This is a genomic window from Variovorax sp. 01T432, assembly GCF_056398605.1.
On record NZ_JBFTPS010000062.1, the window covers coordinates 14831 to 37807 of the forward strand.

The 22977-nt window shown below is 68.8% G+C and carries 27 protein-coding genes; 4 read left to right on the plus strand and 23 right to left on the minus strand.

Annotated elements, in window-relative coordinates:
* Positions 1–170: 170 nt before the first annotated feature.
* The 10 genes from AC1DNF_RS30585 to AC1DNF_RS30630 are packed head-to-tail and all read right to left on the minus strand — an operon-like array spanning position 171 to position 9449.
* On the minus strand, positions 171–776 hold the full coding sequence (locus AC1DNF_RS30585; protein ID WP_478152418.1) for a glutathione S-transferase family protein: 606 nt from the start codon (positions 774–776) through the stop codon (positions 171–173).
* Complete coding sequence (locus AC1DNF_RS30590; RefSeq protein ID WP_478152419.1) at positions 773–2524, minus strand: FAD-dependent oxidoreductase; 1752 nt, start codon at positions 2522–2524, stop codon at positions 773–775. The genes AC1DNF_RS30585 and AC1DNF_RS30590 overlap by 4 nt, the downstream gene beginning before the upstream one ends.
* The gene (locus AC1DNF_RS30595; RefSeq protein WP_478152420.1) at positions 2521–3249 is read right to left on the minus strand and encodes an SDR family NAD(P)-dependent oxidoreductase; all 729 of its coding nucleotides are present in this window, start codon (positions 3247–3249) and stop codon (positions 2521–2523) included. The genes AC1DNF_RS30590 and AC1DNF_RS30595 overlap by 4 nt, the downstream gene beginning before the upstream one ends.
* Before the next feature lie 14 nt (positions 3250–3263).
* Positions 3264–4016: an SDR family NAD(P)-dependent oxidoreductase gene (locus AC1DNF_RS30600; RefSeq protein WP_478152421.1), complete on the minus strand. Its 753-nt coding sequence runs from the start codon at positions 4014–4016 to the stop codon at positions 3264–3266.
* 26 nt (positions 4017–4042) lie between these two features.
* The gene (locus tag AC1DNF_RS30605; RefSeq protein ID WP_478152422.1) at positions 4043–4762 is read right to left on the minus strand and encodes an ABC transporter ATP-binding protein; all 720 of its coding nucleotides are present in this window, start codon (positions 4760–4762) and stop codon (positions 4043–4045) included.
* The gene (locus AC1DNF_RS30610) at positions 4755–5519 is read right to left on the minus strand and encodes an ABC transporter ATP-binding protein (protein WP_478152423.1); all 765 of its coding nucleotides are present in this window, start codon (positions 5517–5519) and stop codon (positions 4755–4757) included. The genes AC1DNF_RS30605 and AC1DNF_RS30610 overlap by 8 nt, the downstream gene beginning before the upstream one ends.
* Complete coding sequence (locus AC1DNF_RS30615) at positions 5516–6499, minus strand: branched-chain amino acid ABC transporter permease (protein WP_478152424.1); 984 nt, start codon at positions 6497–6499, stop codon at positions 5516–5518. The genes AC1DNF_RS30610 and AC1DNF_RS30615 overlap by 4 nt, the downstream gene beginning before the upstream one ends.
* Positions 6496–7398, minus strand: coding sequence for a branched-chain amino acid ABC transporter permease (locus tag AC1DNF_RS30620; protein ID WP_478152425.1), 903 nt, complete (start codon positions 7396–7398; stop codon positions 6496–6498). The genes AC1DNF_RS30615 and AC1DNF_RS30620 overlap by 4 nt, the downstream gene beginning before the upstream one ends.
* Before the next feature lie 18 nt (positions 7399–7416).
* Positions 7417–8631 (minus strand): ABC transporter substrate-binding protein, encoded by a 1215-nt coding sequence (locus tag AC1DNF_RS30625; RefSeq protein ID WP_478152426.1) that lies wholly within the window; start codon positions 8629–8631, stop codon positions 7417–7419.
* Between the two features lie 44 nt (positions 8632–8675).
* Positions 8676–9449, minus strand: coding sequence for an SDR family NAD(P)-dependent oxidoreductase (locus tag AC1DNF_RS30630; RefSeq protein ID WP_478152427.1), 774 nt, complete (start codon positions 9447–9449; stop codon positions 8676–8678).
* A gap of 163 nt (positions 9450–9612) precedes the next feature.
* Between AC1DNF_RS30630 and AC1DNF_RS30635 the strand changes: the two genes are divergently transcribed.
* Complete coding sequence (locus AC1DNF_RS30635) at positions 9613–10305, plus strand: GntR family transcriptional regulator (RefSeq protein ID WP_478152428.1); 693 nt, start codon at positions 9613–9615, stop codon at positions 10303–10305.
* Between the two features lie 23 nt (positions 10306–10328).
* Here AC1DNF_RS30635 and AC1DNF_RS30640 read toward each other — a convergent pair whose 3' ends face one another.
* From AC1DNF_RS30640 to phnG, 12 genes are all read right to left on the minus strand, one after another.
* A complete protein-coding gene (locus tag AC1DNF_RS30640; protein ID WP_478152429.1) occupies positions 10329–10769 on the minus strand; it encodes a hypothetical protein in 441 nt (146 codons plus the stop codon).
* Positions 10770–10901: 132 nt separating this feature from the next.
* A complete protein-coding gene (locus tag AC1DNF_RS30645; protein WP_478152430.1) occupies positions 10902–11522 on the minus strand; it encodes a phosphonate degradation HD-domain oxygenase in 621 nt (206 codons plus the stop codon).
* 12 nt (positions 11523–11534) lie between these two features.
* Positions 11535–12341, minus strand: coding sequence for a phosphonate ABC transporter, permease protein PhnE (gene phnE, locus AC1DNF_RS30650; protein WP_478152431.1), 807 nt, complete (start codon positions 12339–12341; stop codon positions 11535–11537).
* 34 nt (positions 12342–12375) lie between these two features.
* The gene (gene phnD / locus AC1DNF_RS30655) at positions 12376–13320 is read right to left on the minus strand and encodes a phosphonate ABC transporter substrate-binding protein (RefSeq protein ID WP_478152432.1); all 945 of its coding nucleotides are present in this window, start codon (positions 13318–13320) and stop codon (positions 12376–12378) included.
* A 65-nt stretch (positions 13321–13385) separates the two neighbouring features.
* Positions 13386–14255 (minus strand): phosphonate ABC transporter ATP-binding protein, encoded by an 870-nt coding sequence (gene phnC / locus AC1DNF_RS30660; RefSeq protein ID WP_478152433.1) that lies wholly within the window; start codon positions 14253–14255, stop codon positions 13386–13388.
* A gap of 95 nt (positions 14256–14350) precedes the next feature.
* Positions 14351–15508 carry an alpha-D-ribose 1-methylphosphonate 5-triphosphate diphosphatase gene (locus AC1DNF_RS30665; RefSeq protein WP_478152434.1) on the minus strand — a complete coding sequence of 386 codons (1158 nt, stop codon included), beginning with the start codon at positions 15506–15508 and terminating at the stop codon, positions 14351–14353.
* A complete protein-coding gene (gene phnL / locus AC1DNF_RS30670; RefSeq protein ID WP_478152435.1) occupies positions 15505–16221 on the minus strand; it encodes a phosphonate C-P lyase system protein PhnL in 717 nt (238 codons plus the stop codon). Before phnL ends, AC1DNF_RS30665 begins: the two co-directional genes overlap by 4 nt.
* Positions 16218–17009, minus strand: a complete 792-nt coding sequence (gene phnK / locus AC1DNF_RS30675) for a phosphonate C-P lyase system protein PhnK (protein ID WP_478152436.1) — start codon at positions 17007–17009, stop codon at positions 16218–16220. Before phnK ends, phnL begins: the two co-directional genes overlap by 4 nt.
* Positions 17006–17875, minus strand: coding sequence for an alpha-D-ribose 1-methylphosphonate 5-phosphate C-P-lyase PhnJ (locus AC1DNF_RS30680; RefSeq protein WP_478152437.1), 870 nt, complete (start codon positions 17873–17875; stop codon positions 17006–17008). Before AC1DNF_RS30680 ends, phnK begins: the two co-directional genes overlap by 4 nt.
* Positions 17872–18987, minus strand: a complete 1116-nt coding sequence (locus tag AC1DNF_RS30685) for a carbon-phosphorus lyase complex subunit (protein WP_478152438.1) — start codon at positions 18985–18987, stop codon at positions 17872–17874. Before AC1DNF_RS30685 ends, AC1DNF_RS30680 begins: the two co-directional genes overlap by 4 nt.
* A gap of 2 nt (positions 18988–18989) precedes the next feature.
* Positions 18990–19616 carry a phosphonate C-P lyase system protein PhnH gene (gene phnH / locus AC1DNF_RS30690; protein ID WP_478152439.1) on the minus strand — a complete coding sequence of 209 codons (627 nt, stop codon included), beginning with the start codon at positions 19614–19616 and terminating at the stop codon, positions 18990–18992.
* Positions 19613–20128 (minus strand): phosphonate C-P lyase system protein PhnG, encoded by a 516-nt coding sequence (gene phnG / locus AC1DNF_RS30695; protein WP_478152440.1) that lies wholly within the window; start codon positions 20126–20128, stop codon positions 19613–19615. The genes phnH and phnG overlap by 4 nt, the downstream gene beginning before the upstream one ends.
* Before the next feature lie 77 nt (positions 20129–20205).
* On the opposite strand from phnG, the gene phnF reads away from it, so the two are divergent.
* The 3 genes from phnF to phnN are packed head-to-tail and all read left to right on the plus strand — an operon-like array spanning position 20206 to position 22230.
* A complete protein-coding gene (gene phnF, locus AC1DNF_RS30700; protein WP_478152441.1) occupies positions 20206–20976 on the plus strand; it encodes a phosphonate metabolism transcriptional regulator PhnF in 771 nt (256 codons plus the stop codon).
* Positions 20969–21685: a DUF1045 domain-containing protein gene (locus tag AC1DNF_RS30705; protein ID WP_478152442.1), complete on the plus strand. Its 717-nt coding sequence runs from the start codon at positions 20969–20971 to the stop codon at positions 21683–21685. The genes phnF and AC1DNF_RS30705 overlap by 8 nt, the downstream gene beginning before the upstream one ends.
* A complete protein-coding gene (phnN, locus tag AC1DNF_RS30710; protein ID WP_478152443.1) occupies positions 21682–22230 on the plus strand; it encodes a phosphonate metabolism protein/1,5-bisphosphokinase (PRPP-forming) PhnN in 549 nt (182 codons plus the stop codon). Before AC1DNF_RS30705 ends, phnN begins: the two co-directional genes overlap by 4 nt.
* A 333-nt stretch (positions 22231–22563) precedes the next feature.
* On the opposite strand, the gene AC1DNF_RS30715 is transcribed toward phnN, so the two are convergent.
* The gene (locus AC1DNF_RS30715; RefSeq protein ID WP_478152444.1) at positions 22564–22944 is read right to left on the minus strand and encodes a helicase SNF2; all 381 of its coding nucleotides are present in this window, start codon (positions 22942–22944) and stop codon (positions 22564–22566) included.
* Between the last annotated feature and the right edge of the window lie 33 nt (positions 22945–22977).

Here is a 22977-nt window from a genome sequence, read left to right on the forward strand (position 1 = left end):
CGTCATGAAACCGACTCCTTTCACCACTGTCCCTCGAAGCGATCTGCGCACCCAGTCAATCCTGCTTTCAGCAGAGTTCGGCCCAAGAGCCTCCGCAGTCCGGCCCGGTCCGCCTGAGAGCTCGCCAGACCTAGCGGTTGCCGGACCGTTCAGCCGAGGCAGGAAGAAGCTCAGAGCGACCACACCGCCTGCAGCGAGGCCCGTTGGCCGAAGCCCGCATACCACTCGGCCACGCCGGCATGTCGGCTGCGCCAGTCGAAATCCGCGAAGCGCAGGTCCAGATACCAGAGCGCGCAGGCCACCGCCAGCACGCCGATGTCGACGCGGTCGGCCAGCATCTCGGGATGGCGCCCCAGGTGGGCCAGCGAGGTCTCGGCCTTGTCCAGCTGCCCGGCGCGCCAGGCACTCCAGCGCAGCGGCTCGGGGCGCGCCACGTCTTCATAGCGGGCCAGCAAGGCCGCGTCCAGGATGCCGTCGCCGAGCGACTGCAGCGTCAGCGTCGCCCATCGCGCGGACCCCGCGCGCGGGAACAGCTTGCCGCCCGCCAGGTCGTCCAGGTACTCGCAGATCACCCGGCTGTCGTACAGCACCTGGCCGTCGTCGGTGATGAAGGTGGGGACCTTGCCCAGCGGGTTCCTGGGGATGATGTCCGGGTCCCGCTGGATGGGATTCGCGTTGGAGGGCAGGAGCTGGATGCGGTCGCTCAGCCCGAGTTCGTGGGCCGTGACCAGGCACTTGCGGACATAGGGCGAGGTGGGCGAGAAGTAGATCTTCATGAGAGCGCGGGTTCCGTGGAATGAGGTTCAGGGGATGCGGCGGCGACGGGCGGGGACGCCGCCGCATGGCGCGCGGCGATCCAGCCGAAGGTCAATGCGGGGCCCAGCGTGATGCCCGGCGCCGGATACTGCCCGCCCATGACCGAATGCATGTCGTTGCCGGCCATGTACAGGCCGGGGATGGGCTGGCCCCGCGCGTCCAGCGCCTGCGCGTTCTCGTTGCAGGCGATGCCGCAGGCCGTGCCGATGTCGCCGGCCACCACCTTCACCGCGTAGAAAGGGCCGCGCCGCAGGGGGCCGAGGCAGGCGTTGGGCTGGTGCTCCGGGTCGCCCAGATAGCGGTTGTAGGCCGTGCTGCCCTTGCCGAAATCATCGTCCGTGCCGCTCTCGGCGAAGCGGTTGAAGCGCGCGGCCGAGGCTTCGAGGCGCCGCGCGTCGATGCCCAGCGCGGCGGCGAGGGCAGCCAGCGTCGGCGCCTTGTACAGATAGCCTGCGCGCACCAGATGCTCGCGCGGCCGGCCGCCCGGCAGCGCCAGGCCCAGGCCCCAGCGCTCCATGAAATCATGGTCGCACACGAGGAAGGCCGGCATCGTGGGCACCGTCTGGTGGGAGCGCTGCATGGCCAGCACGAACTCGTGGTACGAGGTCGATTCGTTGACGAAGCGCTCGCCCGCCCCATTCACCGCCATCAGCCCCGGCTTCGCGCGGTCCCACACCAGGTGCGGAAAGCGCACGCTGGTGCCGTCCGGCCGTTGCAGGATCGACACCGGCGCCCAGAAGGCGGGGCTCGCATGCCCGGTGCCGAGCGTCGCGCCGGCCTCCCTGGCCAGCGTGATGCCTTCGCCCTTGTTGTCGACCGGCGCCATCGACCACGGCCCCATCGGCTGGGGGTAGAGCGTCGCGCGCAAGCTCTCGCTCCAGGGAAAGCCGCCCGTCGCCACGATCACCCCGTGCCGCGCGCGCACCCTGACCGGCTGGCCCGCGCGCATCAGCGAGACGCCGGTCACGCGGCCCTCGCTCAGCTGCAGCTTCTGCAATGGCGCCTCCAGCCAGTAGTCGATCCTGCGGTCCAGCACGCTCTTGAACAGGCGCGCCGCGAGCGCGTTGCCCAGCACCAGGCGCGTGCCGCGGTGGTAGCCCCGCAGGCGGTCGCCCACGTAGCGCAGCACCAGCTTCATGCCCTCGCGCCAGGACGCGAAGGACTTCGTGACCGCGAGCAGGTGCTTGGCATCTGTCATGGTGATCATCATGCCGCCGAGCACCATGAACTCGGGCAGAGGGTCGCGCAGCTCGCGGAAGTGCCGGCCGAGCGTCCTGCCGTCGAACATCGCCGGGTCCAGCGATCGGCCGCCGAAGGCGGCGCCTTCGCGGTCGGGGTAGTAGTCCGGCGAGCTGCTGCGCGCCACCAGTTCCACCTCGGTGTTCTTCTCGAAGTAGTCGACCATGGCGCCGGCATTGCGCAGGAAGGCCTGCTGCAGTCCGGCCGGCGCCGCATCGCCCACCGTGTTGCGCATGTAGGTCCAGGCCTTGTCGAAGCTGTCGGGGTGGCCGACCTGCGCCGACTGGGCATTCAGCGGCGCCCAGACGGCGCCGCCCGAGACGGCCGTCGATCCGCCGACGCGGCCCGTCTTCTCGGCCAGCAGCACGCTGCGCCCCTCGATGCTCGCGCTGAGCGCGGCGGCCATGCCGCCCGCCCCCGCGCCGATGACGACCACGTCGTACTCGGCATCCCAGGAAGTGTTGTTCATGCGCCCGACCCGCCCAGAGACTTGCCGCCGTCGACGAACAGCACCTGCCCGGTGATGAAGCCCGTGCGCGCCGAGACGAGGAAGGACACGGCCTGCGCGATGTCCTCCGGCTGTCCGGCCTTGCCCGTGGGCTGCAGCGCGAGCTGCTGGGCCAGCCGCTCCGGCGTGAGCGCGCGAAGGATCGGCGTGTCGATCAGGCCCGGCGCGATGGCATTGACGAGGATGCCGCGCGGGGCGAGTTCCATCGCGCTGGCCCGCGTGTAGCCCACCACGGCGGCCTTCGACGCAACGTAGTGCGGATGGTTCCTGGCGCCCAGGTAGGCGCGCGAGGCGATGTTGACGATGCGGCCCCCGTCGGCCATCGTCCTGGCGACTTCCTGCGTCAGCGTCGCCACCGCGATCAGGTTGACTTCGTAGGCCCGGCGGAAGTCGGCGCTGGTCACTTCCAGGAACTTGCGCTCGTCGAAAATGCCGGCGTTGTTGACCAGCGCCTGGATGGGCCCGAGCGATTGCACCAGGCCGCGCACGGCGGCTTCGTCCGTCAGGTCCAGCACGCGGCATTGCACCTCCAGGCCCAGCGCCACCAGTCGCTGCGTCTCGCGCTGCGCGAGCGCCTCGTCGCGGTCGACCATCACGACGGCGAAGCCGTCGCGCGCCAGGCGCTCGACCGTGGCCAGCCCCATGCCGCCGGCGCCGCCGGTGACCAATGCGATCGGTTTGTTCATGTCCTGTCCGCTCCTCATGCTGAAAGAAAGCCGCCGTCGACCGGCAGCACCACGCCATTGACATAACTCGCCATCGACGAGCACAGGAAGACGACCGGGCCGACGATCTCCTCGACCTCTCCGCCGCGCGCCATGGGCACGCGCGACATGTACCAGTCGACGCCGCCGGGCACCGCGAGCTGCGGCGCCACCATCTCGGTCAGCATCAGGCCCGGCGCCACGGCGTTGGCGCGCACGCCGAAGGGCGCCAGGTCACGCGCGAGCACCTGCGTCAGCGAGCGCACCGCGCCCTTCGAGGCCACATAGCCGGCCGAGGAGATGCCGCTGACGAAGGCGACGATCGACGACAGGTTCACGATGCAGCCGCGCGTCGTCTTCAGCGCGGGAACGAAGGCATGCGTGACATTGAAGAGGCCCTGCAGGTTCACCGAGATGAGCCGGTCCCACACGGCGGCGGCCTCCGGGTCGTCGATGCGGGCCTTGCCGGAGATGCCGGCGTTGTTGATCAGCAGGTCGATCGGGCCGAAGCGCTCGGTCAGCCGGGCGGCGCAGTCCTGCGTGGCCTGGCGGTCGGTGACGTCGAGCACCACGCTCCAGGCCTCGCCGCCCTCGTCGGTGATGGCCTTGGCGACCGCCGCCGCGGCATCGGCGTTGATGTCCGCGACGATGACGCGCGCGCCCTCGCGCACGAAGCCGCGCGCAATGGCCGAGCCGAGTCCGCCGCCGGCGCCGGTCACGAGCGCCAGCTTGTTCTTCAACAGATCCATTCGTTTCTCCTGTGTGGCCCGGGATGTCAGGCGCCGAGGTAGGCCCGCCGAACGGCCGGGTCGTCGATGAGTTGTTGCGAGGGACCTTCCAGCGTGATCTCGCCGTTCTCGAGGATGTAGGCATGGCTGGCCACCGTCAGCGCCAGCCGCACGTCCTGCTCCACCAGCAGGATGGTCAGGCCCTGCTCGCGATTGAGCCGCTGGATGGATTCGAAGATCTGCTCGACCAGCAGGGGCGACAGGCCCATCGAGGGTTCGTCGAACATGATCATCCGCGGCCTGGACATGAGCGCGCGGCCGATGGCCAGCATCTGCTGCTCGCCGCCCGAGAGCGTGGAGGCGCGCTGCTCCCGGCGTTCCTTGAGGCGGGGGAACATCAGGTAGACCTTGTCGAAATCCTCGGCCATCTCGCGCCGGTTGCGGCGCAGGAAGGCGCCGAGCTCGAGGTTCTCGTGCACGCTCATGTCCTTGAACACCTCGCGTCCTTCGGGCACCTGCACCAGCCCGCGCTGGACGATCTCGTCGGAAGGCAGCCGGTGGATGGGCTTGCCGTCGAAGATCACCTCGCCGTGGGTCGGATCGACCAGGTGCGAGATGGTGTTGAGCGTCGAGCTCTTGCCGGCGCCGTTGCTGCCGAGCAGCGCGACGATGCCGCCCTGCGGGACCTTGAGGGAGACCTTCGACACCGCCTGGATGGCGCCGTAGGAAGCGCTGATGCCGCGCAGTTCGAGGAGGGGTTCAGGCACGTGCGGCTCCCTTGCCGAGATAGGCTTCGATGACTTTCGGGTCCTGGCCGATCTCCTGGGGCGTGCCCTCGGCGATCTTCTGCCCGAAGGACATGACGGTGATGCGGTTGGAGATCGACATGACCAGCTGCATGACGTGCTCCACCAGCAGCACGGTGATGCCGTCGCGCCGGGAGAGTTCGGTCAGCAGGCGGTCGAGGTTCTCGATGTCGCTGTTGCGCAGGCCCGCGGCCGGCTCGTCGAGCAGCAGCAGCTTCGGCTTGAGCGCCAGCGCCCGCGCGATCTCCAGCAGCTTCTGGTGGCCGAAGTCGAGCTCCCTGGCGCGCGTGTCCCGGTCATGCGTCAGGCCCACGCGTTCGATCAGGCTGTCGACCAGCTCGCGGGTGGCGGCATCGGGCCGGCGCAGCAGGCCGCCGAGCGTGGCGGCGCTGTGCGAATGGCAGCCGAGCAGCACGTTCTCCCGCACGCTCAGTTCGCCGAAGAGCTCGAGGTTCTGGAAGGTGCGCGCCACGCCGAGCCCGGCCATGCGCGCGGGGCGGTGATGCGTCACGTCCTGGCCGTCGATGCGAATGCGCCCGGCCGAAGGCTGGTAGTAGCGCGAGATGCAGTTGAAGGTGGTCGACTTGCCCGCGCCGTTGGGCCCGATCAGCGCGTGGATGGTGCCGCGCTCCACCTGGAAGGACAGCTCGTTGACGGCCGTCAGGCCGCCGAAGCGCACGGTGATGCCTTCGACCTCGACGAATGGCGTGGCGCTCATCGGGGTGCTCCCTCGGCGGGCCGCGCGTGCTGCTGCGGCGGCGCGACGGCCTTGCGGGCCGCGCGCCGGGCGCGGTCGGCGAACAGGCCCTTCGGCTTGAACATCATGAAGCCCATCAGGATCAGGCCGTAGGTCACCTCCTGGATCGACGGCAGCTGGCGCAGCAGCTCGGAGATCAGGCCGAAGGCGATGGCGCCGGCGACGGCGCCGCGCACCGAGCCGATGCCGCCCACGACCACCATGGTCAGCACCACGATCGTGGTCTGGAAGCCCAGGCTCTCCGGATGAATGAAGGAGGTGAAGAGCGTGTACATGCCGCCCGCGATGCCGGCGAAGGCCGCGGAGACCGCGAAGGCGCTCTGCTTCATCGCCTTGACGTTGATCCCCATGGCCATCGCCGCCACGTCGCTCTCGCGCACCGCGCGCAGCGACGAGCCGTACTGCGAGCGCGACAGGGCGATGGTGAGCCACAGCATCAGGGCCATCAGCACGGCGACGAAGGGGTAGGCCTGCAGGTCGTTCGTGAGCTGGTAGCCGAACAACTCGGCGGGCTGCATGCGCATGCCGTTCGACCCGCCCGTGACGCCGTCCCAGTTGAGAAACACCCATTGCATCGCCTCGCCGAAGGCGAAGGTCGCGAGCGCGAGGTAGATGTCGCGCATGCGCAGCGCCAGCAGGCCGATGATGTAGCCCAGCAGCGCCGACAGCAGCCCGCCGGCCAGGATCGAGACGACGAAGGGCGGATGCCAGGCCGTGTTGATCAGGCCGGCGGTGTAGATGCCGATGCCGTAGAACGCGGTGTGCGAGAGCGCGAACTGGCCGGCCTCGCCGATGACCACGTGCATGCCGAGCGCCAGCACGATGAACACCATCAGAAGGTTGACGACGTACAGCACATAGCCGGAGACCGCGAATGGCAGCGCGATGAGAACCGCGGCGGCGAACAGCATCGCCCAGCGGTCGGGAGTCAGGGACTTCATACTTTCTTTACCTGCGGCTTGCCGCCCAGCAGCCCCTGGGGCCGCAGCACCAGCGTCACCAGGATGGCGAGGAAGGGCGCGACCACGATCGCGTTCGTCGAGATGAACAGGCCCACGAGGTTTTCCACCACGCCGATGAGCAGTCCGCCGAGCACGGCGCCCGGCAGGCTGGTGAAGCCGCCGACGATGGCCGCCGCGTAGGCCAGGATGGCGATGTGCGCGATGTCGGGCGTGATCAGCACCTTCGGCATGATCAGCAGGGCCGCGACCGCGGAGATCAGTCCGGACATGCCCCACACGATCATGCGGATGCGCGACAGCCGGATACCGACGATCTGCGCGGCGCGCGGGTTCATGCCGACGGCGCGCATGGCCTTGCCGATGCGCGTGCGGCTGAACATGAAATACAGCAGCAGCATGACGGCCATCGACACCAGGAAGATGACGAGGTCGAGCCGCGTGAGCGCCGCGTCGCCGATCATCACCACGTCGGAGGAGACGAGCGAGGGCAGCGAGCGCGGCGTGTCGCCCAGGCCGGTCTGGCGCACCAGGCCCTTGAGCGCGTAGGCGAAGCCGAGGGTGGCGATCACGAGCTGCACGCCGACGCCCTTGGAGCCGGTCACCCTCTCCATCACCACGCGCTGGAAGAGGCCGGCCGCGCCGGCCACGATGAGCAGCGTCAGCGGGATGACGAGCGCATACGGCAGATGCGCGACCAGCAGCAGCATGAGGGCGACGTAGCCGGCCATCATGAAGATCTCGCCCTGGGCGAAGTTGGGCACGTCGGTGGTCTTGAAGACGGCGACGATCGCGATCGCCAGCAGGGCGTAGACGCTGCCCGTCACCAGGCCGGACAACACGCCTTGCTGCAGGAACAGCCAGATATCACTGAGGCCCATGATGTCGCCGCCGTCCGCTCACTGTGGCTTGGGCTGGTAGGTCCACTGGCTGCGGTACGTGCCGGGCACGAGCGTCTTGTCCTCGCCGTCGAACTTCAGGTAGATGGCCGACTTCTGGCCTGCATGGTCGGTCGGTGTGAGCTCGATCGGGCCCGCCATCACGGTGGAGTCGAATTTCGTCTGCGAAAGGGCCGTCAGGAACTTCTCGCGCGTGAGCTTCGGGCCCGCGGCCTTGAGCGCATTGACCACCGTCATGGCCGGCGGAATGCCGTAGGGCATGTAGGTCTGCGGATAGCCCGGCTTGGCCGCGAGCTCGGGGTAGTAGCTCTTGTACATGTCGTACACCCACTTGAGCTTGGGGCCGCCGGGGACGTCGGCCAGCACTTCCTGGATGTAGACGTTCTTGAACGCTTCGCGGTTGCCGACGTTCTCGACCAGCTGTCTCAGGTCGGCCGTACCGTTGACGCCGATGACGATCGGCTTGTTGAAGCCGAGTTCCTGCGCCTTCTTCACCAGCAGGCTGACCGGGCGCGCATAGGTCGTGATCAGCAGCACGTCCGGATTGCTCGCGCGGATCTTGAGCATCGGCGCCGTGACGTCGGTGAGGTTCGGGTTGATGGACTGCACCTGCAGATCCACGCCGATCTTCTTGGCCTGGAATTCGGCCGCCTCGAGGTTCCAGCCGCCGTAGGCGTCGTCGTGGTTGATGTAGCCGATCTTCTTGCCCTTGAGGTGCTCGGCGGCGAACTGGACCATTGAGCCGCCCACGGCCCGCTGCGAGATGGAGAAGGCGCCGTAGATGTACTTGGAGGGCGGATAGAGCGCGCCGTCGCCCGAGGCGTTGAGCATGACGAAGGGAATCTGCGCGCGCTCGACGTATTCGCGCGCGCCGACCACCGCGCTGGAGCAGGAGCCGCCGTTGAGCGCGAAGACCTTGTCCTGCTCCGTGAGCTTCTTGACCGCGGCCAGCAGGTCGTTGGCGTTGCAGCGGTCGTCCTCGATCACCAGTTCGATCTTGCGGCCGTTGATGCCGCCGTCCTTGTTGACCTTGTCGTAATACATCTTGGCGGCATTCATGACGTCGAAGCCGTAGGCCATCGAGTTGCCCGACAGCGGGCCGAACAAGCCGATCTTGATCGTCTTGTCGGTCACGCCGGGTTCCTGCTGCGCCTGGGCCGCGCCGATCGCCAGTCCGCAGACGGCGAGGGCAAGGACGGATCTGAAAAGCTTCATGAATGTCTCCAGTGGGGGTGAATGAATCGGCGGGAAATGCCCGGCTACTGCATGCGGTAGCCGCCGTTGACGTCGATGACGTCGCCGGTGATGTAGGAAGCCGCGGGCGATACCAGGTAGCTGACCGCTGATGCCACGTCGTCGACGGTGCCGACGCGGCCGAGCGGGATGTTCTGTGCCACCGCCGCCAGCGCGCCGCTGCTGGTGATCGTGCTGCGCAGCATCTCGGTGTCGATCAGGCCCGGCGCGATGACGTTGGACGTGATGCCCAGGTGCGCGGCTTCGCGCGCGAAGGCCTTGGCGTAGCCGTGCACCGCGGACTTGGCGCCGATGTAGGCGGCGCTCGAGCGATAGCCGCCCAGCTGCGCCGCGACGGAACCGAAGAAGACCACGCGGCCATGTTCGACGTTGCGGGCCTCGCGCCGCCGCAGGTAGGCGCGGCTGCACAGGAAGGCGCCGCGCGTATTGACCGCGAAGCTGCGCTCCCATGTATCCAGGCTCATGTCCTTGATCAGCGGGCGCTCGTTGCCCGGAAGGATCAGCAGGCCGGCCACGCACACCAGCACGCCCACCGGGCCCGCGCTGGCTTCGAGTTCATCGAACAGGGCCTCGACGGCGTTCTCGTCGGCCACGTCCACGGTCCGGCCCAGGTGCCGCGGGCCGAGGCGCTCGGCCACGCGGACCGCATTGCCGCCATCGATGTCGGCCACCACCACCCGCATGCCTTGTGCCGCCAGCTGGGTGGCGACCGCCTCTCCGATGCCGCGTCCCCCGCCCGTCACCAAGGCCAGCCTGCTGTCCGATACTTCGTGCGCCATGCGATTCCTCTGAAAAAAGTGCTCGGACCTGGGGTCCGTGATGCCCCGAGTATGTATACATGGATCTGGATATAAGCGGGGGTTTACCCTAAAATACGCCATTGTTACGTGGCTATGTATACTTGAAACACAAACAAAGTTGCCCGACAAAGGAGGCGCCACCTTGGAAACACTGTCCCAGAAGGTCACTGAAACGCTGCGCGACTGGGTTCTCCACGGGCGCTTCAAGCCCGGCGAGCGCATCGAGGAAATCCCGACCGCCTTGGCCATGGGCGTGTCCCGCACGCCGGTGCGCGCGGCGCTGGCCACGCTGGCCAGCGAAGGATTGATCGATCACCAGGCCAAGCGCGGCTACCTGGTGCGGGAATTCGAACTCGACGTCATCGTGGCGGCCTACGAGGTGCGCGCCGTGCTGGAAGGACTGGCCTGCAAAAGCGCGGCGCAGCGCGGCCTGAGCGATGCGCAGGCGCAGCGGCTGCGCGAGTGCCTCGAGACTGGGGATCGCATCCTGGCGAAGGGCTCACTGCGGCCCGAAGACCACCAGCCCTACCAGAAGATGAATGTCGATCTTCACGACACGATGCTGGAGGCCTCGGCGAATCCCTGGCTCGGCCGCTTCGCGGAGCAGGCGCACAACATTCCCTACGCCTCCGACCGGATCGTGCTGTGGGATGTGGAGCACGCGGTGATCATGCGATCCCACGGCGACCACCATCGCATCGTCGAGGCGGTGCTCGACCGCGACAGCGTGCGGGCGGAGCAGCTCATGCGAGAGCATGTCTACTACGCCGGGATCATCTTCAAGAGCAACTTCCAGCGCCTGATGAAGGCCGGCACCGGAACGGCCGCCGGCTGAGGCCGCGGCCGTTTCGAATCCGCCTATTTCGCGGTGGCGTTGGCGGGCGCCTGCGCGCTGGCTTGCGCGGGATTGGCCATGGTCGAGATGACGCGGCTGTTCACGCGCGAACCGCCCACCACGTTCTGGTCGGGCGCGGCGGCCGCGGACACCGCTTGCGAGTACACCGCGGCGGGGTCGGCGCTCGAACTGAAGGGATCGGGGCCACGGGAGCCGCGCGTCACGTTCTGGTTGGGCGCGTGCGCGGTGGCGATGGCTTCCTGGTTCATCTTCTCCGGGTCCGCCACGGCATTGACGGTCTCGGGGCCGCGCGAGCCGCGGGTCACGTTCTGGTTCGGCGCGTGGGCCGCGGCGATGGCTTCGGCTTCGACGTCGGCGCGGCTGCGTCCGGCGGTCTGGGCGAAGGCGGCGGCGGAGGTCAGCAGGACGGCCGCTGCGGCGGCAAGAATTGTTTGCGTCTTCATGGAGGTTTCCTTGGGGTGGGACGGAGAGAGGGTTGGCCGATAGGGGTAAACCCGCAACTCCTCGAGACTACGCGCGGCCCAAGACGCAACGATGACGCTCAGCGTGAAGCCGCCGAAGATCGGCGGCCGAGATCAGGGTCGATCGCCCACGGTTGCACGCGCGGCCCCGGCGCGGAACATCGGGGCGATCGCCACGCCGTGCTCCGCCACCACGGCCTCCATCACCCCCACGAAATGCGCGAGCGGCGGCGTGGCCTTCCCGGGCTCCTTGGCGGCGTCGTCGTAGCGGCGCAGGCGCACGGCCTCCATTGCGAAGGGCTGGGCCATGAAGCGCCGGGCTTCCTCGGCCGTGTACACGCCGCCCTGCAGTTCCAGGCTGCGCCTGGAGGCGGGCGACAGCGTGTCCCAGTACGGCGGCTCGGCGGCGCAGAGGTAGCGCTTGGCATCCACATGCAGCCGGATCGGCTCCAGCACCGCCGCCGGCAGCAGGCCGCGAAGGAAGGGAAGGGCGATGAACTGGTGCAGATCGTCGCGCTCGACCGGCGACGAGGAAGCCTTGTCCATGTCCGGCGCCAGCAGGTGGCCGAGGTCGTGCAGCAAGGCGGCGACGACGGTCTCCGGCGCCTCCTCGCCCTGCTCGGCGAGCTGCGCGCACTGCAGCGCATGGTCGAGCTGGCTGACCGCTTCGCGGCCGTACTGGCGCTGGCCTTTCTCGGCCAGCAGGCGGGCAATTTCTTCGACGGTCAAGGCCATGGGGTTCTCTTGCTAGATGAGGAGCTTGCGGATGCGCGCCGACACCAGGTCGATCGCGGTCACGCTGACGATGATGATGAGCATCACGGCGCAGGTCTGGGCGTACTGGAACGCGCGCACGATTTCCCACAGGATCACGCCGACCCCGCCCGCGCCCACCATGCCGACCACCGAGGCGGAGCGCACGTTCGATTCGAAGCGGTAGAGCGCGAAGGAAATCCACAGCGGGATGACCTGCGGGATGACGCCGTAGACGATCTCGTGCAGGGCGCTCGCCCCGGTGGAGCGGATGCCCTCGACCGGCTGCGGATCGATCGCCTCCACGGCTTCGGCGAACAGCTTGGCCAGCACGCCGGCCGTGTGCACCCAGAGCGCGAGCACGCCCGCGAACGGACCCAGGCCCACCGCCACCACGAAGAGCATGGCGAAGACCATCTCGTTGATGGCGCGGCAGCCGTCCATCAGGCGCCGCATCGGCTGGTAGACCCACCAGGGAACGATGTTGGCCGAGGCGAGCAGCGCCATCGGCACGGCCGTGATCACCGCCAGCACCGTGCCCCAGAGGGCGATCTCCAGCGTGACGATCATTTCCTCCACATACGTGCGCCATTCCGTGAAGTTGGGCGGGAAGAAGTCGGCCGCGTAGGTGGCCATGTTGCCGGAGTCGCGCCACAGGTCGAGCGGGCGCATGTCCGCGCCCTTCCAGGAGGCCGCCAGCAGGACCAGCAGGATGGCCCAGGAGAACTGCCAGACGAGGCTGCGCCTCGGGGCCGTGGCGGCCGCCATCGGCGGGCGGGGGGTCAGAACCGTCGGTTGCATGAGAGGGAGAGGGAGCCCGGGTTGTCGGCGCGCTTCAGTTCAGCGCGGCGAGCTTCTTGTCGATCTCGGCCAGGCGGGTCTTCTTCTCGGCTTCGTCGACCGAGGTGTCGGCCTCGAGCTTGGTGCGCTGGCCGAAGAGCTCCAGTTGACGGATCGGGATCAGCTGGCCGTCGGTCGACGGCTTGAAGCCCGACAGCTTGGAGATCTTCATGATCACTTCCTTCTCGCGCGCGTCGGTCTTGGCGTAGTTGTAGAAGAAGTTCTTGATCTTGGTCTTGGTCGCCTCGGGCAGGTCCTTGCGCATGACCAGCGGGTCCAGCGGAATCAGCGGCGAGGTCCAGACGATCTTGATCTCCTTGAACTTCTCGGGCTGGCGTTCGCGGATCTTCTCGAGGTTCTCGCTGTTGTTGGTGGCGACGTCGACCTGCTTGTTGGCCACGGCCAGCGCGTTGGTTTCGTGGTTGGCGCTGCGCGTGAGCCTGAAGGCCGTCTTGGCATCGATCTTGTTCTTCGCGAAGACGTAGAAGCCGGGCACCAGGAAGCCCGAGGTCGAGTTCGGGTCGCCGTTGCCGAAGCTCAGGTTCCTGGCGTTCTTGAGCACGTCGTCGAGCGTGTTGAGCGGGCTGTCGCGGTTGACGATCAGGTGCGAGTAGTAGCCCTGCGTGCCGTCGGCGTTGACCATCTGCGCGAAGATCTCGCCGCCGGCGCGGTCCACGGCTTCCATGGCCGACTTGTTGCCGAACCAGCCGAGCTGCACCTTGTTGAAGCGCATGGCTTCGATGATGCCGGCGTAGTCGGAGGCGAAGAAGGCGGTGACCTTGAGTCCGGTCTGCTTGTTCATGTCCTCGATGAGCGGCATCCAGTCCTGCTTGAGGTTCTGAGAGGACTCGGTGGAGATGATGCCGAAGTTGATGTCCTGGGCGAAGGCGCCCATCGTGCCGAGGCCCAGGGCCATGGCGAGTGCGAGTTTCTTGATCACGGATTGCTCCAAGGGGTGAGGGGTTGAGAAAGAAAGAGAAGGCGAATCGTCGCGGCGCGCCGGCTTCAGGCGGCCTGCGCGGCGCGCGGTCCGAAGGGCAGGACCGTCGGCTGGGGAAGAACATGCACGCTGGCGCCTTCGGAAGACGCGGGCGAGGGCTTCAGCAGCTCCTCGGCCTCCACGCCGTAGAGGTCGCGCAGCAGCGCCGGCGTGAGCGAGGCGGAAGGCCCGTCGAACACGACCTGGCCCTGGTTGAGCGCCACCACGCGCGGGCAGTACTTCATCGCGATGTCGACCTGGTGCAGCGAGACGATCACGGTGCAGCGGTCTTCGCGGTTGATGCGCGCCAGGATCTCCATCACCTTGCGCGTCGATTCCGGGTCGAGCGAGGCGATGGGTTCGTCGGCCAGCACCACCTTCGCGCCCTGCACCAGGGCGCGCGCGATGGCGGCGCGCTGCTGCTGGCCGCCCGAGAGCGTGGAGGCGCGCTGGTACTGGCAGTCGGCGATGCCGACGCGCGTCAGCGCATCCAGCGCCAGCGCGCGCTCCTGCGGCGTGAAGGCGCGCAGCCAACCGCGCCACCATGGCATGCGGTGCAGCGCGCCCACCAGCACGTTCACCAGCACCGGCAGCCGTGCCACCAGGTTGAACTGCTGGAAGACAAAGCCGACATGGGCGCGCACCTTGCGGATGTCGCGGTGGATGCGCCCGTCGCGCTGCACGCAGCGGCCGTCGATCTCGATCAGCGACTCGCCGCCGCCATCGCCAGCGACCAGGCCCGCCACGTGGCGCAGCAAGGTGGACTTGCCCGAGCCCGAGGCGCCGATGAGGGCGACCATTTCGCCGCGCCGCACATCGAGGTTGATGTCGCGCAGCGCGTGCCTGCCATTCGCGAAATGCTTGTTCAGTTGCCGGATGCGCAGGGCGGTTTCCATCGTGAATTCCAAGTCGTATAGACAACCGAAGTCTGAAGAGACGGTGTGACGTCTTCTTGACGCTTTGAAGGCGCCACCGTGTCAGGCCAGGAGCCTCAGATGACGCGTTGCCCCTCGCGCCATACCGCGCGCACCACCGCATGCCGCGAGCCGTCGGGCAGCTCCGCCATGCGCACCTGCACAAGGTCGGCCCGCAGGCCGGGCTCGATGGCGCCGCGGTCGAGCAGGCCGGTGGCCCGCGCGGGGGTCAGCGAGACCATGGCCACCGCCCGCGGCAGCGTGAGGATGCCGTCGCTCACCAGCCGCATCGCCGCGCTCATCAGGCTGCCGGGCACGTAGTCGGAGGAGAGGATGTCGAGCAGGCCCTCGCGCGCCAGCTCCGAGGCCGCCACGTTGCCCGAGTGCGAGCCGCCGCGCACCACGTTGGGCCCACCCATCACGGTCGAGAGGCCGCGTTCGCGCGCCGCGCGCGCGGCGGCCATGGTGGTGGGGAATTCCGACATGCTGGCGCCTTCGGCATGCGCCTGCTCCACATGGGCGACCGTGGTGTCGTCGTGGCTGGCGAGCGCGATGCCGTGCGTGCGGCAGTAGTCGACGAAGTGGCGGCGATGCGGCTGCGCGTACTTCGCCTGCAAGGCACCCGCCTCGGCGACGCGGGTCTCGAACTTGTCGTGGCTCCAGCCCTTCTTGCCCGTGTAGTAGATGCGGGCGACATCGAGGTTCTCCCACTGGCGCTGGCCCGGCGTGTGGTCCATCAGCGAGACGAGCGAGAGGCGCGGATGTTCGTGGAAGGGAGCGAAGAGCTCGATGGTGTTGGGGGCCGGCAGTTCGCAGCGCACGTGCAGGTGGTGGTCGGCGCGCAGAAGATCCTTCGAGATGCAGGTGTCGAGCGTGCCGAGCACCGTGTCCCAGGTGCTGCCGCGCAGGCTCTCCGGGTCCGCCTCGCCCACGCCCAGCGCGTCGAAGACGGTGGTGATGCCGGCGGCGGCGATCTCGGCGTCATGCGCGAGCAGCGCGGGCATCTCGGCCCACTGGACCTTCGGCCGCGGCATCAGGTGCCGCTCGAAGTTGTCGGTGTGGATCTCGACCAGGCCGGGCAGCAGGTAGTCGTTCTCCAGGTCGATGGCGCCGGGCGCGGCGATGCTGCCGTGGTCCAGGCGCGCGATGCGGCCGTCGGCGACCGACAGCGTCCCGGTCACCGTCTCGCCGGGCAGCACCATGCGTGCGTTCTTGAATACGAGGTTGGCGCTCATGCCGGGCTCCTGAAATCTGCGACGTTGACGCGGCGCGTGGCGACGGCCGCGCCGACCTCCGCGTCGTGGAAGATGCCGACCATCGCGGCGCCGCGGGCCGAGGCCTCGCGGATCAGCTCGATGACGGTGCGTGTGTTGGCGGCGTCGAGCGAGGCCGTGGGCTCGTCCAGCAGCAGCAGCGGCTTGGGCTTGATCATGTTGCGCGCGATGTTGATGCGCTGCTGCTCGCCGCCGGAGAAGGTGGCCGGCGGCAGGTGCCACAGGCGCTCGGGAATGCGAAGCCGCGCGAGCCAGGCGCGTGCCTGTTCGCGGGCCGCCTCGATGGCGGCGGGGTCGTCCGCCGCATCCTCGGCCAGGGGTTCGGCCACGACGTCGAGCGCCGGCACGCGCGGGATCACGCGCAGGAACTGGCTGACGTAGCCGATGGTGTGGCGGCGCAGCTGCACCAGTTCGCGCGGCGTGAGCCGGGTCACGTCCACCCGCTCGCCGCTCGCCGGCTGCACCGTGATGCTGCCGGCGCTGGCGCGGTAGTTGGCATGGATGAGCTTGAGCAGCGTGCTCTTGCCCAGGCCCGAGGCGCCGTCGAGCACCACGCACTCGCCCGATGAAACGCTGAGCTCGACCCGGTCGAACACCGAGAGCTCGAGCCGGTTCTGATGGTGCAGGGTGAAGCGCTTGGCGACCCCCTTGAGCTGGAGCAGGGGAGGGGTCATGGTTGCAATACCGAGGAGACGAGGAGCTGGGTGTAGGGATGCTGCGGATCGTCGAGCACCTGGTCGGTGAGGCCGGACTCGACCACGCGGCCCTTGTGCATCACCATCATCCGGTGCGCGAGCAGGCGCGCCACGGCGAGGTCGTGGGTGACGACGATCGCGGCCAGGTGCATCTGGCGCGTCAGCTGCCGCAGCAGGTCGAGCAGGCGCGCCTGCACGGAGACGTCGAGGCCGGAGGTCGGCTCGTCCATGAACATCAGGCGCGGCTTGGTGACCAGGTTGCGCGCGATCTGCAGGCGCTGGCGCATGCCGCCGGAGAAGGTGCGCGGCGCGTCGTCGATGCGCTGGGGGTCGATCTCCACGCGCTGCAGCCACTCGGTCGCCGCCGCGCGCAGGCGGCCGTAGTGCCGCTCGCCCAGGCCCATCAGGCGCTCGCCCACATTGGCGCCGGCGGACACGTCCATGCGCAGGCCGTCGGAGGCGTTCTGGTGCACGAAGCCCCAGTCGGTGCGCGCCAGCAGGCGCTGCTCGGCCTCGCTCATGTCGAAGACTTCCCGCATGCCGCTGTTGCGGGTGAGGAACTGCACGCTGCCCGCGTCCGGCCGGCTGCGCGCCGCCACGGCATTGAGCAGGGTGGACTTGCCGGAGCCGGATTCGCCGACCACCGCCAGCACCTCGCCGGGCCAGAGGTCGAAGGAGGCGTCCTGCAGCGCGACGCGGTCGCCGTAGCGCTTGCCGATGCCGCGCACGCGCAGCAGGGGAGGGGATGAAGAGGTCGTGTCGCTCATGCGGCCTCCGCCAGTGCCTGCGGCATCGCATCCGGCGCGGGCTGCCTCGACTGGCAGTAGTCCGAGTCGGAGCACACGTGCATGCGCGCGCCCTGGTCGTCGGTGATGACCTCGTCGAGGAAGCTGTCGGTGGCGCCGCACAGCGCGCAGGGCGTGTCCCAGCGCTGGATCTCGAAGGGATGGTCCTCGAAGCCCAGGCTTTCCACGGGGGTGTACGGCGGCACGGCGTAGATGCGCTTCTCGCGCCCGGCGCCGAAGAGTTGAAGGGCCGGATTCATGTGCATCTTCGGGTTGTCGAACTTGGGAATGGGCGAGGGCGACATCACGTAGCGCCCGTTCACCAGCACCGGGTAGTCGTAGGTGGTCGCGATGTGGCCGAAGCGCGCGATGTCCTCGTAGAGCTTCACGTGCATCAGCCCGTATTCGGCCAGCGCGTGCAAGGTGCGCGTGGTGGTCTCGCGCGGCTCCAGGCGCTGCATGGGCTCGGGCACGGGCACCTGGTAGACCAGCACCTGGCCTTCGGACAGCGGGGCTTCGGGAATGCGGTGGCGCGTCTGGATGAGTGTCGCGTCCCGCGTGCGCGTGGTGGTCTCCACGCCGGTGGTGCGCTGGAAGAAGCGGCGGATGTTGACCGCGTTGACGGTGTCGTCCGAGCCCTGGTCGATGACCTTGAGCACGTCGTGCGGGCCGATGACGGCGGCGGTGAGCTGGATGCCGCCGGTGCCCCAGCCGTAGGGCAGGGGCATCTCGCGCGAGCCGAAAGGCACCTGGTAGCCGGGGATGGCCACGGCCTTGAGGATGGCGCGGCGGATCATGCGCTTGGTGCGCTCGTCGAGGTAGGCGAAGTTGAAGTTCCGGTCGTTCATTCGTGTTCTCCTTCGGCGGCGTCGGGCGCCTGGCCGGCGGCGGCGGCGCGCATCCGGCGCACCAGTTCCAGCTCGGCCTGGAAGTCGACGTAGTGCGGCAGCTTCAGGTGCTGCACGAAGCCCGAGGCTTCGAGGCTGTCGCTGTGCGAGAGCACGAACTCCTGCATCTGCGCGGGCGATCGGACATCCTCGCCCAGCTCGTCGGCGCGCAGCGCGCGGTCGACCAGGCTCATCGCCATGGCCTTGCGCTCGCCGTGGCCGAAGGCCAGGCCGTAGCCGCGGGTGAACTTCGGCGGCTCGGTCTTGCTGCCGGCGAACTGGTTGACCATCTCGCACTCCGTGATGTCCATGTCGCCGATCGAGATCGCGAAGCCCAGCTCCTCGGGCTCGATCTCCAGCGCGACGGCGCCGAAGCGGATCTCGCCGACGAAGGGGTGGCTGTGCGAGTAGCCGCGCTGGGTGGAGTAGGCCATCGCGAGCAGGAAGCCCTCGTCGCCGCGCGCGAGGTTCTGCAGGCGGGTCGCGCGGTCGGCCGGGAAGCGCAGGGGTTGCCGCGTCAGGTCCACCGGCGCCGGGTCGCCCGGCGGGATCGGGCGGGTCTCGATGAGGCCTTCGTGGTTGAGAAGGTCCACCACGCGGGGCGTCACGGCGGGGGTTTCGGCGGCGTTCGACGGCGGCGTGCTCCTGCGCGCGGGTTCCTGCCCGCCGGCGAGCAGCGAGAAGTCGAGCAGGCGCTGGGTGTAGTCGTAGGTCGGGCCGAGGACCTGCCCGCCGGGCAGGTCCTTGAAGGTCGCGGAGATGCGGCGGTCGAGCTGCATGCGCGCCGTGTCCAGCGGCATGCTGGTGCCCAGGCGCGGCAGCGTGGCGCGGTAGGCGCGCAGCAGGAAGATGGCCTCGACCAGATCGCCCGAGGCCTGCTTGATCGCGAGCGCGGCCAGTTCGGGGTCGTACACCGAGCCTTCGGTCATGACGCGGTCGACCGCGAGCTTGAGCTGCTCGCGGATCTGCCGCACCGACAGCTCGGGCGTGTCGCCCGGGCCGCGGCGTTGATCTTCCAGCAGGCGGTAGCTGCTGAGGATGGCGGCTTCACCGCCCTTGACGGCAACGTACATCCTCAGGCCTCCAGTTCGATGCGCGTGGTGCGCGGCAGGCCGACGATCTGCCGCGGCGTGGCGAGGAACAGGTCCACGCCGCGCGGGAAGGCCGCACGGTTCGCGGCGCGCTGCGCCACCAGCCTGCGAGCGGTCTCGTCGGCCAGCCCGTAGACCTCCAGGTGCGCCTCTTCGCGGATGCCGGGACCGCTCAGGGTCCAGCCGCCGTCCCCGCCTTCGGCCAGCGCGGGAACATCGAGCACGCAGGTGGCCGACTGATCGGGGTAGGTGTCGCTGCCCTGGTCGAGGGAGTCGAACACCGGCGGTTCATCGCCGCTGGCGACCCAGGCGAACTGCGCCTTGGCCGGCTCGTCGACCAGCACGCAGCCGCTGTGAAAGCGCAGCCAGGCCGCCGCATCGCTGGCGGCGAGAGAAGGGGACAGCCACAGCCGGCAGTCCGGATCGAGCAGCGCCAGCAGCAAGGCCGCCGAGGCCGGATGGCCGCGCGACGGCACTTCGGCATCGTGCGGCACGTCGACCGGCCGGCCCGGATGGGAGAGCGCTTCCAGCGCCGCGCGGAACACGGCCTGGCTGCCGCGCGCCAGGTCCGTGAAGCCCGCGCCGATGGTGGAAAGGTCCTGGGGGGTCATGCGTTGTCCTCCTCGTCGGTGTCGGTGCCGCCGGCTTCGCGCGCGACGGTGAAGAATTCGACCTTGCTGCCCTGGGCGCGGGCGTGGCGTTGCGCGCGCTCGCGGGCCAGGTGCTCGCGCACGGGCGTGAGCAGTCGCGCGCCCAGCGCGGCCTGTTGCGCCGGGTCCTGCAGCAGGGCGTCGGCCACCGCGGCGAGCTGGGCATGGCGGTGCGAGCGGCCGAGCACATAGGCGACGCCCACGGCGGCGTCTGCCTTGGGCGTGCCGGCCAGGCGCAGCGCGCAGCGCGTGACCGTGACCTCGCCGAGGTTGAAGCGCTCGCCCGAACCGCCGGCGCGGCCCTGGACCATCATGAGTCCGGTTTCCGGCGCGCGCAGCCATTGCGGCGCGCCGTCGGCATGGGCGCCCAGCGCGGGCTCGAGCAAGGACATCGGGGCCCTTGCCAGCATGGCCATCCACTGCGCGCGGGCGAGGGGCCGGTCGGCAGGGTGGTTGTCAAAGGCATGAAACATGGAGGTGATACTCTGGGAAAGTTGTATAGACAAATCGAACAACCGACGCCAGCTTAGAGCGCACGCATGTAGCTTTCATGACAACCATCCTCACGTCTCCTTCACCTGCGGTCCCCGCGGTCCTCGCCCCGCGTGCCGCGCGCGACAGCTTCTGGACCCGCATCGCGGCCGAGCTCGCGGAATCGATTGCGCGCGGCATCTATCCCCCGGGGCAGCGGCTGCCTTCGGAGCATGCGCTGGCGCAGCAGTTCGGCGTCAACCGCCACACCATCCGCCGCTCGCTCGCGAGCCTGTGCAGCCAGGGCCTGCTGCGCGTGACGCAAGGCAGCGGCACCTACGTGGAGGAGTTCGCGGTGGACCTCGTGCTCGCCAAGCGAACGCGCCATCAGCAGAACATGGCGCTGGCCGGCCTGCGCGGGGCCTTTCGGGTGCTGGATGCGAGCACGGTGCGCGCGACCGTCGCGCAGGCGGCGGCCCTGTCGCTGCCTCCGGGCAGCACGCTGCTTTGCCTGCATGTCATCGGCGAGGCCGAGCAGCAGCCCCTGCACTTTAGCGAACGCTTCTTCCCACTGCCGCGTTTCTCAGGACTCGAGGCGGTGGTGCGTGAGACCGGCTCCATCACCGCTGGCTTCAGCGCCCATGGCGTGAGCGACTACACGCGCCGCGAAAGCCGCATCACGGCGCGGATGCCCGAGCCCGACGTGGCGGGCCATCTGCGCCAGCCGGGCACCCGCCCGGTGCTGTGCGTGGAGAGCGTGAACGTGGACAGCGATGGCGTGCCCATCGAGTTCGCGCGCGCCTGGTTCGCGGGCGACCGCGTGACGCTGACGGTGGCCCATGATGAGTGAAGCGCCGAGCACGCCGGCGCACCGCTACGCGGTCTACTTCGCGCCCCTCGCCGACAGCGCCTGGTGGGATGCGGGCAGCGAGTGGCTGGGCCGTTGCGCCGCGCGGCAGCGGCTGCTGGCGCAGCCGTCCGTCGCGGGCGTGTCCGCGCCCGAACAGCAGCGCCTGACGCAGGCGCCGAGGCGCTACGGCTGGCACGCGACCCTGAAGGCGCCCTTCGCGCTCGCGCCCGGGGCCGATCTCCAGGCACTGCATGCCGCCCTGCGCGGCATCTGCCGAGCGCACCAGCCCTTCGCGATGCCGGCGCTGAAGGCGACGCGGCTCGACGACTTCCTGGCGCTCGTGCCCGAGGGCGAGAGTCACGCGATCGATGCGCTCGCGGGGGACTGCGTGACAGGCCTCCAGCCGCTGGCCGCTGCGCTGTCGCAGGCCGAGCTTGCGCGGCGCCGCGCCGCCGGGCTCTCGCCGCAGGAGGACGACCTGTTGCTGCGCTGGGGCTATCCCTTCGTGCTGGAGCGCTTCCGCTTCCACCTGTCGCTCACGGGTTCGCTGCGGGGCACGTCGCCCGCGATCGTCGAGGCCTTGCGGCAGGATGCGGCGCGGCGCTTCGGCGCGCTGCCGCCGCTTCGCTTCGACACGGTCTCCCTGTTCGCGGAGCCGCAACCGGGCGCCGACTTCGTGCTGGTGGAGCAGATGAGGCTCGGCGCATGAGGGGGCGTCTCGTCTATGTCATGGGGCCTTCCGGCGCGGGCAAGGACAGCCTGCTGGCATGGCTGAAGGAGCAGCTCCCGCAGCGGCTGCCGATCCACCTGGCGCGCAGGACCATCACGCGGCCCGTTCGCGCCGGCGACGAGCAGCATCACAGCGTGGATGCGGCGACCTTCCATCAGCTGCGCGAAGCGCGGGCCTTCGCCTTCGACTGGCAGGCCAATGGGCTGCACTATGGCGTGCACCATGCGGAACTCAGGCCCCTCGAGGCCGGCCAATGGGTGATCGTGAACGGATCGCGCGCCTACCTGCCGCAGGCGATGCAGAAGTTTCCCGCGCTGGCCGTGGTGCACGTGACCGCCAGCGTCGACACGCTGCGAAGCCGCCTGCTGGCGCGCGGGCGCGAGACACCGGAGATGGTCGATGCGCGCGTGCGGCGCGCGATCGCGTTCAAGCCGCCCGCCGATGCCATCGAGATCCACAACGACGGCACGCTGGCGGAGGCGGGGGCGCGCTTGCTGAAGGTCCTGCAGCAACTCGAGCGCTGAAGGACCAAGCAAGCTTCCAGGGAAGGGTCAGGACAGGAGTTGCATGGGGTAGCAACGGCGATCTGAATATCACCGGAGAGATCCCATGATTCATGCATACATGAAGAGCCTGATGTGCGGTGACTTCGACCTGTGCACCCAGAACCAGGGGTACGGCGACACAAGCCGGAAAGCTATGAGGAAACAGACGAGACCATCGATGTGTCGCTGACGGATTTCGCCAAGCAACTCAACAGGAAATAGGCGTACATCAATGCCTTCCGTGGTAGCCACGAAAAAAGCCGGCCCCCACTTTCGCAGGGCCCGGCTTTCCGGATGGAGAACGCGCTTCGCTTACAGGGAGAGATCGTTGCCGCGCGCGGCAGCCCGGGCTTGGGCGCGAATCGTGGTGCGGTCCACCGTGCTGCTGGCCACGGTCGGCGCGACGCTGGCTTCATAGCCGTCGGCGTACGGGTTCACGCTGTGTGCCGCGACCACTGCATCGGCGCGGACAGTCGAGCGGTCCGCGCTGCCGACCACCACGGGAGCGACGCTCGCGCCGTAGCCTTCCGCATAGGGGTTGTCGCTGCGTGCGGCAACCACGGCCTCGGCCTTCACTTGAGCGCGGCTGTTGGCCGACACCGGTTGCGCCACGCCTTGGTAGGTTTCGGCTTGCGCGCCCACGGCGGCCAGGAGGGAGAGTGCTGCGGCGGCGATGATCTTCGAGGCGTTCATTCTGGATGTCCTTCAATTTGCTTTGGATGATTC